Source organism: Streptomyces sp. GL_140 (assembly GCF_057834465.1).
Window position 1 is genome coordinate 5,191,873 of the sequence record NZ_CM174404.1, and the last position, 14,663, is coordinate 5,206,535.

The 14,663-nt window shown below is 69.7% G+C and carries 18 protein-coding genes; 7 read left to right on the plus strand and 11 right to left on the minus strand.

Annotation, left to right across the window (positions count from 1 at the left end):
- Positions 1–58 precede the first annotated feature (58 nt).
- Positions 59–1,615, plus strand: coding sequence for an ABC transporter substrate-binding protein (locus AC3IYJ_RS24190; protein WP_489402903.1), 1,557 nt, complete (start codon positions 59–61; stop codon positions 1,613–1,615).
- A gap of 60 nt (positions 1,616–1,675) precedes the next feature.
- Here AC3IYJ_RS24190 and AC3IYJ_RS24195 read toward each other — a convergent pair whose 3' ends face one another.
- Genes AC3IYJ_RS24195 through AC3IYJ_RS24205 form a run of 3 tightly spaced genes read right to left on the minus strand, consistent with a single transcriptional unit; the run spans position 1,676 to position 3,287 of the window.
- On the minus strand, positions 1,676–2,434 hold the full coding sequence (locus AC3IYJ_RS24195) for a TetR family transcriptional regulator (RefSeq protein ID WP_489396843.1): 759 nt from the start codon (positions 2,432–2,434) through the stop codon (positions 1,676–1,678).
- Positions 2,435–2,445: 11 nt separating this feature from the next.
- Positions 2,446–2,850: a thiol-disulfide oxidoreductase DCC family protein gene (locus AC3IYJ_RS24200; RefSeq protein WP_489396844.1), complete on the minus strand. Its 405-nt coding sequence runs from the start codon at positions 2,848–2,850 to the stop codon at positions 2,446–2,448.
- A 5-nt stretch (positions 2,851–2,855) separates the two neighbouring features.
- Positions 2,856–3,287 carry a hypothetical protein gene (locus AC3IYJ_RS24205; protein ID WP_489396845.1) on the minus strand — a complete coding sequence of 144 codons (432 nt, stop codon included), beginning with the start codon at positions 3,285–3,287 and terminating at the stop codon, positions 2,856–2,858.
- 155 nt (positions 3,288–3,442) lie between these two features.
- Between AC3IYJ_RS24205 and melC1 the strand changes: the two genes are divergently transcribed.
- Together melC1 and melC2 are read left to right on the plus strand one after the other, a co-directional pair.
- Positions 3,443–3,844 carry an apotyrosinase chaperone MelC1 gene (melC1, locus tag AC3IYJ_RS24210; protein WP_489396846.1) on the plus strand — a complete coding sequence of 134 codons (402 nt, stop codon included), beginning with the start codon at positions 3,443–3,445 and terminating at the stop codon, positions 3,842–3,844.
- Positions 3,841–4,683 carry a tyrosinase MelC2 gene (melC2, locus tag AC3IYJ_RS24215; RefSeq protein ID WP_489396847.1) on the plus strand — a complete coding sequence of 281 codons (843 nt, stop codon included), beginning with the start codon at positions 3,841–3,843 and terminating at the stop codon, positions 4,681–4,683. Before melC1 ends, melC2 begins: the two co-directional genes overlap by 4 nt.
- 14 nt (positions 4,684–4,697) lie before the next feature.
- Here melC2 and AC3IYJ_RS24220 read toward each other — a convergent pair whose 3' ends face one another.
- Positions 4,698–5,456 carry an alpha/beta fold hydrolase gene (locus tag AC3IYJ_RS24220; RefSeq protein WP_489396848.1) on the minus strand — a complete coding sequence of 253 codons (759 nt, stop codon included), beginning with the start codon at positions 5,454–5,456 and terminating at the stop codon, positions 4,698–4,700.
- A 57-nt stretch (positions 5,457–5,513) separates the two neighbouring features.
- Positions 5,514–6,137, minus strand: coding sequence for a hypothetical protein (locus tag AC3IYJ_RS24225; RefSeq protein ID WP_489396849.1), 624 nt, complete (start codon positions 6,135–6,137; stop codon positions 5,514–5,516).
- Positions 6,138–6,207: 70 nt separating this feature from the next.
- Here AC3IYJ_RS24225 and AC3IYJ_RS24230 point away from each other — a divergent pair, with 70 nt between their 5' ends.
- Positions 6,208–6,582 carry a hypothetical protein gene (locus tag AC3IYJ_RS24230; protein ID WP_489396850.1) on the plus strand — a complete coding sequence of 125 codons (375 nt, stop codon included), beginning with the start codon at positions 6,208–6,210 and terminating at the stop codon, positions 6,580–6,582.
- Position 6,583: 1 nt separating this feature from the next.
- On the plus strand, positions 6,584–6,871 hold the full coding sequence (locus tag AC3IYJ_RS24235) for a hypothetical protein (RefSeq protein ID WP_489396851.1): 288 nt from the start codon (positions 6,584–6,586) through the stop codon (positions 6,869–6,871).
- A gap of 69 nt (positions 6,872–6,940) precedes the next feature.
- On the opposite strand, the gene AC3IYJ_RS24240 is transcribed toward AC3IYJ_RS24235, so the two are convergent.
- The 5 genes from AC3IYJ_RS24240 to AC3IYJ_RS24260 form a co-directional block, all read right to left on the minus strand.
- The gene (locus AC3IYJ_RS24240; RefSeq protein WP_489396852.1) at positions 6,941–7,708 is read right to left on the minus strand and encodes a succinate dehydrogenase iron-sulfur subunit; all 768 of its coding nucleotides are present in this window, start codon (positions 7,706–7,708) and stop codon (positions 6,941–6,943) included.
- Positions 7,708–9,462, minus strand: coding sequence for a succinate dehydrogenase flavoprotein subunit (sdhA, locus tag AC3IYJ_RS24245; RefSeq protein ID WP_489396853.1), 1,755 nt, complete (start codon positions 9,460–9,462; stop codon positions 7,708–7,710). Before sdhA ends, AC3IYJ_RS24240 begins: the two co-directional genes overlap by 1 nt.
- Before the next feature lie 23 nt (positions 9,463–9,485).
- Entirely contained in the window at positions 9,486–9,968 is a 483-nt protein-coding gene (locus tag AC3IYJ_RS24250; protein ID WP_489396854.1) for a succinate dehydrogenase hydrophobic membrane anchor subunit, read from the minus strand.
- A gap of 5 nt (positions 9,969–9,973) precedes the next feature.
- Positions 9,974–10,354 (minus strand): succinate dehydrogenase, cytochrome b556 subunit, encoded by a 381-nt coding sequence (gene sdhC / locus AC3IYJ_RS24255; RefSeq protein ID WP_489396855.1) that lies wholly within the window; start codon positions 10,352–10,354, stop codon positions 9,974–9,976.
- Positions 10,355–10,506: 152 nt separating this feature from the next.
- The gene (locus tag AC3IYJ_RS24260) at positions 10,507–11,112 is read right to left on the minus strand and encodes a 2-oxo-4-hydroxy-4-carboxy-5-ureidoimidazoline decarboxylase (protein ID WP_489396856.1); all 606 of its coding nucleotides are present in this window, start codon (positions 11,110–11,112) and stop codon (positions 10,507–10,509) included.
- 397 nt (positions 11,113–11,509) lie between these two features.
- Here AC3IYJ_RS24260 and AC3IYJ_RS24265 point away from each other — a divergent pair, with 397 nt between their 5' ends.
- Positions 11,510–12,268 (plus strand): RNA polymerase sigma factor, encoded by a 759-nt coding sequence (locus tag AC3IYJ_RS24265; protein ID WP_489402904.1) that lies wholly within the window; start codon positions 11,510–11,512, stop codon positions 12,266–12,268.
- Complete coding sequence (locus AC3IYJ_RS24270; protein ID WP_489396857.1) at positions 12,268–13,350, plus strand: hypothetical protein; 1,083 nt, start codon at positions 12,268–12,270, stop codon at positions 13,348–13,350. Before AC3IYJ_RS24265 ends, AC3IYJ_RS24270 begins: the two co-directional genes overlap by 1 nt.
- A gap of 273 nt (positions 13,351–13,623) precedes the next feature.
- Here the strand turns inward: AC3IYJ_RS24270 and AC3IYJ_RS24275 are convergent, their stop codons facing one another.
- The gene (locus tag AC3IYJ_RS24275; protein WP_489396858.1) at positions 13,624–14,511 is read right to left on the minus strand and encodes a L,D-transpeptidase family protein; all 888 of its coding nucleotides are present in this window, start codon (positions 14,509–14,511) and stop codon (positions 13,624–13,626) included.
- Positions 14,512–14,663: the final 152 nt, after the last annotated feature.

Here is a 14,663-nt window from a genome sequence, read left to right on the forward strand (position 1 = left end):
AATCGGATAGTCGGTCGTGTGCAGCGGTGCGCGGCCACATGGGGTGGGGTCAAGGATGTTGCGGTCTGTCCGCTCGAAAGTCATCGCGGCCGGGCTGGGCCTCGCCGTCGCCGGAGTCGCGACCTGGCAGTTGCTGCCCGAGGACGCGGGCGGCGGCAAGGCGATCCGCGTCGGCACGAGCGACGTGGTCTCCTCCCTCGACCCCGCCGGGGCGTACGACGCCGGCTCCTGGGCACTGTTCAGCAACGTCTACCAGTCGCTGCTGACCATCCGGACCGGTTCGGACACCCCGGTGCCCGACGCGGCCTCCGCCTGCAAGTTCGTCGGCGACAAGCTGAGCACGTACCAGTGCGAGCTGCGCCCCGACCTGAAGTTCTCCTCCGGCCGCGCGGTCACCGCCGAGGACGTCAAGTACTCCTTCGACCGGATCAAGGCGATCAACTCCGACCAGGGTCCGGCGCCCCTGTTCAACACCCTGGACTCGGTCAAGGCCGAGGGCAACACGGTCACCTTCAACCTCTCCGCCGGGGACGCCACCTTCCCGTTCAAGATCGCGACGGGCGCCGCCTCGATCGTGGACAAGGACAAGTACCCGGCCAAGGGCCTGCGCGAGGGGAACAAGGCCGACGGCTCCGGCCCGTTCACCCTCGGCGACTACGTGCCGGGCACGAGCGCCGAGCTCAAGCCGAACCCCTCGTACAAGGGGCAGGGCAAGGTCTCCAAGGGGCCCGTCACCGTCCGGTACTTCAAGGACTCCGCGCAGCTGGAGCAGGCCTGGAACGACCACGGGATCGAGGTCGCCCACCGGGACATGCCCCCGGCCACCCTCGCGGCCCTCAACCCGGGCCTGAAGGACACCCGCTACGAGGCCTCGGGCGGCACCGAGACCCGCAGCATCGTCTTCAACGTCCGCGCCGGCTCCGCCGCCGCGCAGCCCGCCGTCCGCCAGGCCATTGCCGCGGTCCTGGACCGCCCCAAGGTGGCGGGCGAGATCTACAAGGGCACGGTCACCCCGCTCTTCTCGCTGGTTCCGGCCGGCATCGCCGCGCACAGCACGCCCTTCTTCGACGCGTATCCCTCGCCCAACGGGCTCAACGCCAAGAAGCTCCTCAAGGAGGCCGGGATCACCGCCCCGGTCACGATCAACCTCGGTGTCAACGTGCGCGGCGCGAACATCGCCGAGGCCGAGGAGATCAAGAAGCAGCTGGAGTCCACCGGCTTGTTCCACCTGACGATCAAGCCGGTCGACGTGTGGGCCGATTTCCAAAAGGCCTACGCGGCCGGCGAATTCGACGCCTACACCATCGGCTGGATCGCCGACTTCCCGGACGCCGACAACTTCCTCGCCCCGCTCGTCGGCGCCGACTCCTCGATGAACAGCGGCTTCTCCAGCAAGGCCGTCGACGACCTCATCACCCGGACCCAGTCGTTCTCGGACCGCAGCGCCGCGGCCAACGACTTCCGCGAGCTCCAGAAGCTCGTCGCCCAGGAGGTCCCGATGCTGCCGATCTGGCAGAAGAAGGACTACGTGATGTCCCGCGAGGCCGTCACCGGCGCCCAGTTCCTCTCGGACGGCACGGGCGTCTGGCGCCTGTGGGAGCTCAACTGGCTGTAAGGGCGGTACGGGGCTCCGTGCGAGCGCGGGGCCCCGCGCCGGCCAGTGCCTGACGCGGCACTACACCTCCGGGCCGGGTTCCGGACCGGCGTCCGGGTCCGAGGCCCGCTTGCGGGAGCCGGCCTTCCCCGACACGGCGGTCTGGGCCATGCCCGGCAGGAAGTCCGTGAACAGTTCGTGGACCTCGCGCACCAGCGGGCGCAGCACCCGGAACCGGGCCAGGATGATGCCCCGCGTCGTCAGCTGCGCGCCGCGCTGGGCGAGCCGCCGGGTCTTCTCGCTGTTCGGGGAACGGTCGAAGACCCAGTAGAGGACCAGGCCCATCTGCGAGAGCCACATCAGCTCCGGCAGTACGTCGGCCAGTTCGTCCGGAACCTTGGTCTTCGCGCCCGCCAGCACCTCGCGGTGCATGTCGATGGCCTGGTTGCGGGCCGCTTCCGATTCCGGGGAGAAGGGGCTGAGCGGGCTCTCCGGGTCCGCCGCGTTCTTGAAGAACTGCGAGGCGAACTCGTGGTACGGCGCCGCGATGTCCAGCCAGCTGGTCAGCACGCCCGCGAGCCGCTTCTGGAGATCGGTCTCGTTGTCCAGGATCGGCCGGACCGCCGCCAGGTGGGCGGCGCCGATCCGGTCGTAGAACCCCTGGACCAGGTGTTCCTTCGACTCGAAGTAGTAGTAGGCGTTGCCGACCGATACCCCGGCCTCCTTGGCGATACCGCGCATCGTCGTCTTGTCGAAGCCGCGCTCCTGGAAGAGGCGGAGCGCGGTTTCGAGGATGAGGGTGCGGGTCTGCTCGCTCTTCGGAGCCTTCTGATCAGTCACGGTGTATGACCCTATCGGGGTACGGGGCAGTGGTCGTCACAGGCAGGTTCCCCCGAGTCGTCCCGTACGGCCTCCCGCCACTTGGCTGCGGTGTACATGGCGGCCTTGGCGAAGGGCCTGGCCGGTGTGGCCAGCCAGTTCGCCTTCGGCCGGTGCTCGGCCAGTGCCCAGAGGCAGACGATGAAGGCGTCCGTCCCGGTCCACACCTGACCGGAGTCCCCGATGACCGTGATCTCCCGCAGCGTCGATGCGTGGTCGAGCTGCGGGAACCGCTGCCGGGCCGCGGCCGAGGCCGCGGGCAGGAGCCGTAGCGGGACCAGCCAGCGCTGCGCGAGCAGCCAGTGCCGGATGTGGACACAGAGCGGGCATTGCGCGTCGTACAGCACCGTCAGGTGCCGGGTCGCCGTGGTGGCCATCGGGATCAGGCCCCTGCGGGTGCGGTCCAGCCCTGGGGGGCGCCCGGCGTGGTCCAGCCCTGCGGGGGGACCGGCGGGGTCTGCTGACGCTCCATGATTCCGCGGCGGCGCATCTTGTTCAGCACCCAGACGTTGCCGAGGTGCATGAAGCCGAGGACCAGGAGGACCACGCCGAGCTTCACCGAGAGGGCCTCGAAGAGCCCGCGGGCTTCGAGGATCGTCTCGCCCGACCGCAGGTAGAGGGTCACGAAGCCGATGTTGACGAGGTAGAACCCGACCACCAGGAGGTGGTTGACGGCGTCCGCGAGCTTCTCGTTCCCCTGGAGGACGTCGGCGATGAAGATGCGGCCGTTGCGGCTGAGCGTGCGGGCCACCCAGACGGTGAGTCCGATGCTTACGAGCAGGTAGATGACGTACGCGACCACGGTGAGGTCCATTGCCTTCAGCCCCCTTGAACGTGTTCAACTGCTGACATCGCTGACTGTAGAGCAAGTTTTGAACAGGTTCAAGCCAAGCGTTCCCGTCGGATCGGACCGCCGCAACTCCGGGGCGCCGGTCGGTCGTTCGCGCGCCTCTGGTATTTCTTCGAGCCATGAAGAAGATCACCCGCCGGCATGCCCTGGGTATGGCTGTCGGCGCAACCACCGCTCTCGGGCTGACCGCCTGCACGTCCAAGCCGGCCGGCTCCGCCCCGGCTGCCGGGGCGTCCGGCGCGCCCGCTTCCATACCCACCGGCGGCATCGACGAGGTCTTCGAGGGCCGCCGCATCCAGATCACCCTCGGTGCGGGCGGCCACCACGGCGTCGGCGTGCCCACCGTCAAGATCGACGGCAACGAGCTGCACGTCATGCCCAACGCGGACGGCACCTGGGTCAGCGTCGTCAACCACTACCAGACGTATCCCAACCCCGTGGAGGCCGCCCGCGCGGCCATCCGCGACCTCCAGGGCGCGGCCCTCGTTCCGTTCGCACCGAAGGGCGGCGTCGCCGTATGACCGTCCGCAAGAGCCAGGCCAAGCTCACCGCCGAGGAGAAGCGCGCCTTCACCAACGCGCTGCTCGAACTCAAGGGGACGGGCGTCTACGACCGGTACGTCGACGCCCACAACGCCTTCCTGATGAACGATTCCGACCTCGGCACCCGGGTCGGCCACCGCGCCCCCTCCTTCCTCCCCTGGCACCGGCGCTTCCTGCTCGGCTTCGAGGCCCAGCTGCAGAAGGTGGATCCCAAGGTCTCGCTCCCGTACTGGGACTGGACCGTCGACCGGACCCCCACCTCCTCCCTCTGGGCCGCGGACTTCATGGGCGGCACCGGCCGGGCACGGGACGGGCAGGTGGTCGACGGGCCCTTCTCGCTCGGGGCGGGCAAGTGGCCCATCACCGTGGGAGTGGACCAGCGTCAGTACCTGCGGCGCACCCTCGGCGCGGGCGTGCCCGAGCTGCCGACCAAGGCGGAGGTGAACGCCGTCCTCGCCATGCCCGAGTACGACGCGGCCCCGTGGAACAGCACCTCCAGCGGCTTCCGCAACCACCTGGAAGGCTGGCGCGGCGCCAACCTCCACAACCGCGTCCACGTATGGATCGGCGGCCACATGGCCACCGCGGCGTCCCCCAACGACCCGGTCTTCTGGATGCACCACGCCTTCATCGACATGCTCTGGGCCGAATGGCAGCGGCGGAACCCGAAGTCCACGTACCTGCCCGCCACTGCGACACCCGACGTGGTCGACCTGCACGGCGTCATGTCGCCGTGGACGGACGTGACCCCGGCCGACATGCTGGACCACCGCAGGTTCTACACCTTCGACACGGAAGGGGCCCCCGCCGCAGGCTAGGGGCCGTCTCCGGATCAGCCGCGCGGGAGGAACTCCAGCAGCAGTCGGGTGGTCTCCGCCGAGCGTTCCAGGGAGGGCAGGTGGCCGGCCCAAGGGAGCTCGACATGGACCGCGCCGGGGATCTCGGAAGGAAGCCCGGCCGGGATGTCGCGGAAGTCGCGGACGTCGTGCGCACCGCCGACGGCGAGCACGGGGGCGGTGATGGCGGACAGGTCGACCTCGGGCTCGGGCAGCTCGTGGTTCCCGGTTGCGGCGGGCGGGGACCGGAAATTGCCCAGCTGCATGTCCCGTACGAGCTCGTGCGCCTCGGGGGTGGCGTCCGGGCCGAGCCAGTACTGGGCGTTGAACCCGGCCGCGCCCTCCAGGTCCCCGGCGTCGAGGAAGGCGTCCTCGGCCGCGCCGAACTTCCGCAGCTCCTCGGTGGGCCGGTGCCCGGGCCGGCCGGGGCACAACAGCGCCAGCGCACTCACCCGGTCCGGGTGCAGAGCGGCGAGCGTGAGCGCCACCCGCCCGCCGTACGAGGCGCCGACGACCGCGGCCCGCTCGATTCCGAGGTGGTCCAGCAGCTCCCGCACGTCGCCGTGGTCGCTGTACGGGGCCTCGGCGGCCGGGGACTGCCCGCAGGTCCGCAAGTCCGGCCGCACCACCCGGAATCCGGCGTCGAGCAGGGGCTGCCACTGCGGCTCCCACATGCGCCGGTCGCACACGGAGGAGTGCAGCAGTACGACGGCCGGAGCGCCGGTCGGTCCGGCCACGTCATGAGAAAGGATCATCGGCCGATTCTCGCAACCCCCGTACGGCGTCTACCAGCGGGTTTCGGCAGAACCGCGTCACATGCTCAGTGCGCGCGCCTGGTTGAGCTGGCTCATCACCCACATGTACGTGCCCGCGTCCACGGCCGGGATCATCGTGGAGTGGTGACGGCCGCCGCTGTTGACCGTGATCTGGATGTAGCCCGTCGTGCGGCGCTCCTTCATCAGGAGGAAGAGCAGGCCGAGCAGGCAGAACAGGAAGAAGATGACGGCCAGCACGATCGCGTGCGCCGGGATCTTCTCCTCCGTCCGGGAGAAGTCGGTGGCGTTCCAGACGGCGCCCTTGAGCGGCATGTTGCCCGACGGGGTGATGATCTGGTCCCCGGCGATGGTGATGTCGCCCAGCGAGAGCCCGGCCGGCGGGTACCCCCCGGAGGGCGGCGGGGGCATCGGAGGCGTCATGGGCGGCGTCGGCATGCCCGCACCGCCCATGGTCGGCTGGTAGGCCGGGGGCTGCGGGTATCCGTACCCGGGCTGCGCCGGGGCGGCAGGAGGGTAGCCGTACCCGGGCTGGGGCGGAACGGACGGCGGATAGCCGTACCCGGGCTGCGCCGGGGACCCGTAACTCGGCGTGCCGGTCCCCCACTTGTCGTCCTGCCGGCCGGGGTCGCCCGCGTACGGATTCGGCTGCTGCTCACTCATAAGTCGATCCTTACACAGCCTTCCCCGGGCCAGTAGGCCGATTGTCGGTGCCTCCTCCTAATCTCCTGGCATGGGAAGTGTGATCTTCGTCGACGAGACGACTGCCGGGGGCCGCGGTGACGGCTGGGGGATGGAAATCGCCGAAGAGAGGCTCGCGTTGCGCGAGCTGATACGGAGGCGGATATTCCAGGAGGTGGCCGGGACCAGGGCGGCGCGGTCCGGGCCGACAGCGGCCCCGGCCGGGAGCCGCCTCGTGCGCCAGGCCCGGGCGGACGGCCCGGTCGATCCGCAGGCGCAGACCGAGGCGGCCCTCGCCGCCTTCGGGCGCAACGGCTTCCTCGTACTGGTGGGGGACCGTCAGATCACCGACCTGGACGAGGAGATCGACCTGTCGCTCGGCACCGAGGTCACCTTCCTCAAGCTGGTCGCCCTGGTGGGTGGCTGACATGGCCGTCGATCTCGATGCGGCGACCCGGCAGGCCTTCGAGGAGCTGGGGCGGGAGTACCACACCTACGGTGGCGGCTGGTCGGCCCGGGTCAACCGCTGGCTCGCCGCAGGACTGACCGTCCCGGACGCCGCCGTCGCCACCCTGCGGTGCAGCGTGCTGGTCTCGTACCTGGCGGAGGACCTGCAGGCGGCCGTGGACCAGTTGAGCGGCGGACCCGCCCTGCTGCTGGCCGAGGACACCGCCATCACCGATCCGACGATCACGAGCCAGATCCGCCGGGGCTGATACGCCGAAGGCCCCGCTCCCGGTGCGAACACCGGGAGCGGGGCCTTCGTACGACTGACTACGACGGGATCAGAAACGGCGGGTGATGAGCGCCCGCTTCACTTCCTGGATCGCCTTCGTGACCTCGATGCCGCGGGGGCACGCGTCGGTGCAGTTGAAGGTCGTGCGGCAGCGCCACACGCCGTCCTTGTCGTTCAGGATCTCGAGGCGCTGCTCACCGGCCTCGTCACGCGAGTCGAAGATGAAGCGGTGCGCGTTGACGATCGCCGCCGGGCCGAAGTACTGGCCGTCGTTCCAGAACACCGGGCACGAGGACGTGCACGCGGCGCACAGGATGCACTTGGTGGTGTCGTCGAAGCGCTCGCGGTCCTCGGCGGACTGCAGGCGCTCGCGCGTCGGCTCGTTGCCCTTGGTGACCAGGAACGGCATGACGTCCCGGTACGCCTGGAAGAAGGGCTCCATGTCGACGACGAGGTCCTTCATCACGGTGAGGCCCTTGATGGCCTCGACCGTGATCGGCTTCTCCGGGTTGATGTCCTTGATCAGCGTCTTGCAGGCGAGCCTGTTCTTGCCGTTGATCCGCATCGCGTCGGAGCCGCAGATGCCGTGCGCGCACGAGCGACGGAAGGTGAGCGAGCCGTCCAGGTCCCACTTGATCTTGTGGAGACCGTCGAGCACGCGCTCCTTCGGGTCGATCTCGATCTGGAAGTCCTGCCAGGTCGACTCGTCCGAGATCTCGGGGTTGAAGCGGCGGATCCGGAACGTGACCGTGATGAACGGCGAGGCGGCGGCCGCCGCCTCCATCTGGTCCGTCTTGGACATGGTCGGGGTGGCCATCAGTACTTACGCTCCATCGGCTGGTAGCGGGTGACGACGACGGGCTTGTAGTCCAGGCGGACCGAGTCCTGGCCGTTGTCGTCGACCTCGCGGTACGCCATGGTGTGGCGCATGAAGTTGACGTCGTCGCGGTTCGGGTAGTCCTCGCGGTAGTGACCGCCGCGGGACTCCTTTCGCGCCAGCGCGGACACGGCCATGACCTCGGCCAGGTCGAGCAGGTTGCCCAGCTCGATGGCTTCCAGCAGGTCCGTGTTGAAGCGCTTGCCCTTGTCCTGGACCGAGACGTTCTTGTAGCGCTCGCGCAGCTCCGCGATCTTCTCGACCGCGGTCTTGATCGTCTGCTCGGTGCGGAACACCATCACGCAGGCGTCCATCGTCTCCTGGAGCTCCAGGCGCAGGTCCGCGACCCGCTCGTTGCCCGTGGAGGCGCGCAGGTGCTCGACCTGGTCGATGACCTGCTGCGCCGGGTTCTCGGGCAGCTCGACGTAGTCGTGGGCGTGGGCGTACGCGGCGGCCGCGATGCCCGAGCGCTTGCCGAAGACGTTGATGTCCAGCAGCGAGTTGGTGCCCAGACGGTTCGCGCCGTGCACCGACACGCACGCGACCTCGCCGGCCGCGTACAGGCCCGGGACGACGGTGGTGTTGTCCGAGAGGACCTCACCCTCGACGTTGGTCGGGATGCCGCCCATGGCGTAGTGCGCGGTGGGCTGGATCGGGATCGGGTCCGTGTACGGCTCGATGCCCAGGTAGGTGCGCGCGAACTCGGTGATGTCCGGGAGCTTCGCGTCGAGCTGCTCCGGCGGCAGGTGCGTCAGGTCCAGGTACACGTGGTCACCGGCCGGACCGCAGCCGCGGCCCTCACGGATCTCGGTGTAGATGGAGCGCGAGACGACGTCACGGGACGCGAGGTCCTTCATGACCGGCGCGTACTTCTCCATGAAGCGCTCGCCGTCCTTGTTGCGGAGGATGCCGCCCTCACCGCGGGCGCCCTCCGTCAGCAGGATGCCCATGCGCCAGATGCCCGTCGGGTGGAACTGGAAGAACTCCATGTCCTCCAGCGGCAGGCCGCGGCGGTAGCAGGCCGCCTGGCCGTCACCCGTGAGGGTGTGCGCGTTGGAGGTCACCTTGAAGAACTTGCCGGTGCCGCCGGAGGCGTAGATGACGGACTTCGCCTGGAACACGTGGATCTCGCCGGTGGCGAGCTCGTACGCGACCACGCCGGCCGACTTCTTGACGCCGTCCTCCTCGACCAGGAGCTGGTCCAGGACGTAGAACTCGTTGAAGAACTCCACGCCCTCCTTGACACAGTTCTGGTAGAGCGTCTGGAGGATCATGTGACCGGTGCGGTCCGCGGCGTAGCAGGACCGGCGGACCGGCGCCTCACCGTGGTTGCGCGAGTGGCCGCCGAAGCGGCGCTGGTCGATGGTGCCGTCCGGGGTGCGGTTGAACGGCAGGCCCATCTTCTCGAGGTCGAGGACCGCGTCGATGGCCTCCTTCGCCAGGATCTCGGCGGCGTCCTGGTCGACCAGGTAGTCACCGCCCTTGACCGTGTCGAAGGTGTGCCACTCCCAGTTGTCGTCCTCCACGTTGGCGAGCGCGGCGGCCATGCCGCCCTGCGCGGCGCCCGTGTGGGAGCGGGTGGGGTAGAGCTTGGTCAGCACGGCGGTGCGGCTGCGCTTCGTCGACTCGATGGCGGCGCGCATGCCCGCGCCGCCCGCGCCGACGATGACGGTGTCGTACTTGTGGATCTTCATTGGTTTCGCCTCAGCCCCGTTGCCTAGCGGATGTTCGGGTCGAAGGTGAAGATCACCAGCGTGCCCAGAAGAATGGTGAACACCGTGGCGGTGTAGAGCAGGCCCTTGAGCCACAGGCGCGTGTTGGCGCGCTCGGCGTAGTCGTTGATGACGGTACGCAGGCCGTTGGCTCCGTGGAGCATCGCGAGCCACAGCATCAGCAGGTCCCAGACCTGCCAGAACGGGGAGGCCCAGCGGCCGGCCACGAAGGCGAAGCCGATCTTGGACACGCCGCCGTCGAGGACGAGCTGGATCAGCAGGTGGCCGAGGACCAGCACGACGAGCACGATGCCCGAGAGGCGCATGAAGAGCCACGCGACCATCTCGAAGTTGCCGCGCGTCGAGCGCGGGGTCTTGCCGGTGCGCTTGCGCGGGGCCTCGATGTACGGCGCCGGGTTGTCGACGTCGTAGAGGGAGACCCCCTCCACGTCACCGATGGCCTGAGCGGAAGAAGTGTCAGAAGACATGCGTGTCACTTCCCGAACAGTTCGAGGTAGGCGTGGTGCAGCACGGGGTACACGGCCCCGGCCATCAGCACGATCCAGACGCTCACGACGGACCAGAGCATCTGCTTCTGGTAGCGCGGGCCCTTGGACCAGAAGTCCACGGCGATGACACGGAGACCGTTGAGCGCGTGGAACAGGATTGCGGCGACGAGGCCGTACTCCAGCAGCGCGACGATCGGAGTCTTGTAGGTAGCCACGACATCGTCGTACGCCTCGGGAGAGACGCGGACGAGAGCGGTGTCGAGGACGTGTACGAACAGGAAGAAGAAGATGAGGACGCCGGTGACTCGATGAGCCACCCAGGACCACATTCCTTCCCGGCCGCGGTACAACGTTCCAGCCGGCACGGAAAACCCTCCGGAAGCGGGGCGGGGGCCAGCCGGCTTCTTTGTCGGTCGGGCCCGGCCGGGTACGGTCCTCCGGCCCCGGACATCGTAGCGACGCTTTGTCGGTTCCCTTGCGCGGGGGCCATCGGTGTGATCAAACAGGCACGGACGGACTATCCCACAGGGGCGAATAGCCCGAATTCGGCAGCAGATACCCCATCTGCCGAGGTCAGCCAGTGTGTCAGGTCGGCGAGTCGGACCTGCGCGACGCGGCGGAGCTCGTCCGCGGAGATCGCACGCTCCTCGTCCACCTCCAGGTCCATCCGCCGTCGGATCGCGGCCAGCAGCTGGTCCGCCTGCTCCTCCGGGGTGGTCCCGTCGAGGCAGATCACGAAGGCGTGCCCGAAGGTCCGCTCGTACTCCGCGTGGGCCGCGTCGAGCGCCAGCAGCGCGGCGTACGAGGCCCCGTGCTCCAGCTCCGGCGGGAACTCGCCGGCCAGTGCCTCCGAGAGGTCGGCCTGGGACAGGTCGTACGAGGCCTCGTCCGCGGCGGCGAGCAGCGCGCCGTGATCGGGGTAGGGGCGGTGGGTCGCCACCCGTTGGGCCCAGCGGGTGCTGCCGCAGCAGTGCAGCAGTACGGAGTGGGCGGTTTCGGGGGACAGGGCGTTGAACCGCGCGAGCCCGGAGTCTTGGGGAGGATCGGAGCTTCCGCGGGCCTGCGCCGGAAGGTGGCTGGACAGCGGGGGGCTCCTTGTGGCGTGGCGGGGGTGTACCGCCACGCTATCGACGTGGGGCCGGGTGTGTCGTACCCGTCCGGGGTTTTCACCCGGAAGTGAGCCGAAAGGATGACGAAGGCCTGTCCGGGGAACAGTGCGTACCTGGCCGAAGGGTGTGTGCGGGGCCGCGGCGGGCGGGAGGCATGATGGCTCGGAAGAAGGCTTGGAAAGGGGAGGGCGGCCGAGGCCGCCACCCCCCACAGGAGAGGCCCCGGCCGCCATCCGTCACGGACTCGTGCGACAAGCCCGTATCCCAGTCAGCGCCTTCGGTGCGTTTTGTGTCACACCTCGCTCCGCGCAGGGTTGGTTGCTCGTTGTACAACTCGTGGACGAAGGTGCTTGAAAGCCGTAACGTGCTGATTTGCGCCAGACGTACAGGACAGTGAACGGGTTGGGGACTTTGCTGGGGGACGACGCGGAGCTGACCACCGCGGTGCTCGCGGCACAAGACGGCGACGAGAACGCGTTCCGTACTGTGTACCGCGCCGTGCACCCGCGCCTGCTCGGATACGTCCGCACGCTCGTCGGAGACGGCGACGCCGAGGACGTCACCTCCGAAGCCTGGCTGCAGATCGCCCGCGACCTCGACTCCTTCACCGGCGACGCCGACCGATTCCGCGGCTGGGCCGCCCGCATCGCCCGCAACCGTGCCCTCGATCACATCCGGATGCGCGGCCGGCGCCCCGCCGTGGGCGGCGACGAGACCGAACTGACGGGCCGCGCCGCCGATTCCGACACCGCGGGCGAGGCCATGGAGGCGCTGTCCACGGGCCGCACGATGGCCCTCATAGCCCAGCTCCCGCAGGACCAGGCGGAAGCCGTGGTCCTACGGGTCGTGGTCGGCCTCGACGCCAAGACCGCGGCCGAAACCCTGGGCAAGCGCCCCGGCGCAGTACGCACCGCCGCGCACCGGGGTCTGAAGAAGCTGGCCGAGCTGCTCTGCGCGGAGGGCGGTTTCGGGCCGGACTCCGGTATCGGCTCCGGAACGGGCCACGGACTCGGAGATAATGTCAGCGGCCGTGGTGCTGGTGACCAGCCGCGGGACGGCGGGGGCGAGAGGGATCTCGATGCCGTACCGGCGCAACGCGGCCATGGCGGGGGCCTCGTAGAACAAACCGGTGTGACGCATTCACGTTGGCGGACGCAGAAGGACATGTGATGGCCGACGAGCGCGACAGGTGGCTGGACAAAGCCGCGGCGGACAGACTGCTGCGCGGAGAACCGGCCGTACCTGGAGCCGAGCACCACGCCCGGGCCCGCGCCGAGCGGCTGCGTGCCGCCCTCGACGCACTGGCCGAGCCGCCTCCGGCGGCCGGCGGGGAACTGCCCGGAGAAGCCGCAGCACTCGCCGCCTTCCGTGCCGCGCGCGGGACGGCGCCCCGGGCGGAGGTCGCGGCCGAGGTGTTCGCTTCCGGCGAGACCGTGGTGGACCTCAGCCCGCCCGGCGCGGGCCGCGGCGCGGGGTCTGGTTTCGGCCACGGCCCGGCGGTATCTTCCGGTTCCGCTTCGCATTCCGCTTCCGGCTCCCGACGCCATCGGCCGGTCCGCTTCGCCCTCGCGGCGGCGGCGGTGGCGAGCGTGGCCGTGGGCGGCCTGGCGGCCGCGGCGGGCGCCGGACTGCTGGACCGCGACACGCACGAGAACGCGGGCGGGATCCCGGCCGTGTCCGTGAGCGCCGGGGACTCCCCGGCAGCCGCGGGCGGCCCGGCACCGACGCTGGTCCCGCAGCCGAGGTCCCCCCGGACGCCCGACCCCGGGACTCCGGGAGCCACCCCGAACCCGGACGACAGCACCCTGGGCGCGCAGGGGCGTACGCCGACGGCGCCCGGTGCGGGCGGCGGAACCGGGACGGGCGGCGGCAGTGCGACCGGCCCGACCGCCAACGGCTCCACCCCGGGCAAGGACACCAGGGACCGCTTCGCCGAAGGCGGCACGGACGGCGCGGACAAGGACCGGGAGAGCCGGACCAGGGTGGCCGAGATGTGCCGGGACTTCCGGGCGGGGCGGCTCGACAACGACCGCCGCGACAAGCTCGTACGGCTGGCCAAGGGGCTCCTGCGGATCCCGCACTACTGTCAGACGATCCTCGACGGGACCACCGGCGGTGGTACCCGCGGAGATGCGCCGGCCCTGGGCAGTGGGGACGCCCCGCCGGTGCAGGCGCCGACCCTGACACCGGCCAAGCCGGCCGACGGTGTTCAGGGCGTGGACGGCTCGCTGGGGCTGCACGTACGCCGCTGAGCGGCGTTCCGGCCCGGCCGGCGGATCCGGGCCGGAGGGGCCGGGAACCGGACACGGGACCGGCTATCGGACAGTGTCCTGAAACAGACCCACGCACCGGCTGTAACACTTTTCGAACCGGCGGCGCAGTACATACCGAGCCGACTGGTCATCGGCCGCGCATGAGCCGGGGTTCCCCCCGTACCCCTGGGCTCTGCGCAACCGGCGCGGGCGGGATTCGTTCCCCCGATCCCGCCCGCGCCCTCAATCCCCGACCGGACCGGCCGGACCGGCTCACCAGTAGACGACGACCTTGTCGCCCACCTGGACGGCGTCGAACAGCTTCGACAGCTTGGCCTTGTCCCGGACGTTCACGCAGCCGTGCGAGGCGCCGGCGTAGCCGCGGGCGGCGAAGTCCGCCGAGTAGTGCACGGCCTGGCCCCCGCTGAAGAACATCGCGTACGGCATGGGCGTGTGGTAGATCGTCGACGTCCACTCCTTCGCCTTCCAGCCCACGTTGAACACGCCCTCGCGGGTCGGGGTGTTCTCGGAGCCGAAGCGGACGTCCATGGTGGAGACGACCTTGCCGTCGATCATCCAGGCGAGCGTGCGGCTCTCCTTGCTGATGCACATGACCCGGCCCGTCATACAGCGCGGGTCGGGCGCGTCGGCCTCGTTGACCGTCGGCGGGTTCAGCTCGTCGGCGGTGGGCTTCTTGGTCAGGCTCTGGATCTTCTTCCAGGTGGGCTCGTCCACCCCGCCGGTGGCGGGCAGGCCGTTCTTCGACTGGAAGGACTTCACCGCGGCCGTCGTCTTCGAACCGTAGAAGCCGGTCGGCGCGACCGACATCAACTTGAGCTGACGCAGCCGGGCCTGGAGCTCGCGCACCTGGTCGCTGTCGTCGCCGTTCGCCATCACCTGCTTGACGGTCGGCTTCGGAGAGGCGGAAGCGGACGGGGACGCCGACTCGGAGGGCGAGGCGGACGCGGAAGCGGACGGCGAAGCGTCGCCGGGCTTGGTGTCCGAGGACGGCGAGGTCTCGGGAGAGGTGACCGCCGTGGGCGATGCGGGCGCGGAAGGGGAGCCCTTGGACTCCGCGTTCTGCGGGCCGCATGCGGTCGCGGCGAGCGCGACGGCGGTGGCCAGGCCAAGAGCTCGGATTATGACTTTCTGTCGGTGCATTGCAGTCCCCCGGTTTCTACGACGTGTATCTAGGTGATGCCTGGCGGGCGCGGAGAGTTGCAGGGAATGCCGCGATGTTGCGCCATTGTGACCAGAGGCACTCGCCGGGTCGGCAGGAAGCGGCTGGGGGAGGTTCTACCAGGCAGGGGAGG

Coding starts and splice junctions, on each gene's coding strand:
- melC2 (WP_489396847.1), top strand. CDS start 3,841: ATGACCGTCCGCAAGAGCCAGGCCAAGCTCACCGCCGAGGAGAAGCGC.
- melC1 (WP_489396846.1), top strand. CDS start 3,443: ATGAAGAAGATCACCCGCCGGCATGCCCTGGGTATGGCTGTCGGCGCA.
- sdhA (WP_489396853.1), bottom strand. CDS start 9,462: ATGAAGATCCACAAGTACGACACCGTCATCGTCGGCGCGGGCGGCGCG.
- AC3IYJ_RS24240 (WP_489396852.1), bottom strand. CDS start 7,708: ATGGCCACCCCGACCATGTCCAAGACGGACCAGATGGAGGCGGCGGCC.
- AC3IYJ_RS24230 (WP_489396850.1), top strand. CDS start 6,208: ATGGGAAGTGTGATCTTCGTCGACGAGACGACTGCCGGGGGCCGCGGT.
- AC3IYJ_RS24270 (WP_489396857.1), top strand. CDS start 12,268: ATGGCCGACGAGCGCGACAGGTGGCTGGACAAAGCCGCGGCGGACAGA.
- AC3IYJ_RS24275 (WP_489396858.1), bottom strand. CDS start 14,511: ATGCACCGACAGAAAGTCATAATCCGAGCTCTTGGCCTGGCCACCGCC.
- AC3IYJ_RS24205 (WP_489396845.1), bottom strand. CDS start 3,287: ATGGACCTCACCGTGGTCGCGTACGTCATCTACCTGCTCGTAAGCATC.
- AC3IYJ_RS24220 (WP_489396848.1), bottom strand. CDS start 5,456: ATGATCCTTTCTCATGACGTGGCCGGACCGACCGGCGCTCCGGCCGTC.
- AC3IYJ_RS24235 (WP_489396851.1), top strand. CDS start 6,584: ATGGCCGTCGATCTCGATGCGGCGACCCGGCAGGCCTTCGAGGAGCTG.
- AC3IYJ_RS24225 (WP_489396849.1), bottom strand. CDS start 6,137: ATGAGTGAGCAGCAGCCGAATCCGTACGCGGGCGACCCCGGCCGGCAG.
- AC3IYJ_RS24250 (WP_489396854.1), bottom strand. CDS start 9,968: ATGTCTTCTGACACTTCTTCCGCTCAGGCCATCGGTGACGTGGAGGGG.
- AC3IYJ_RS24200 (WP_489396844.1), bottom strand. CDS start 2,850: ATGGCCACCACGGCGACCCGGCACCTGACGGTGCTGTACGACGCGCAA.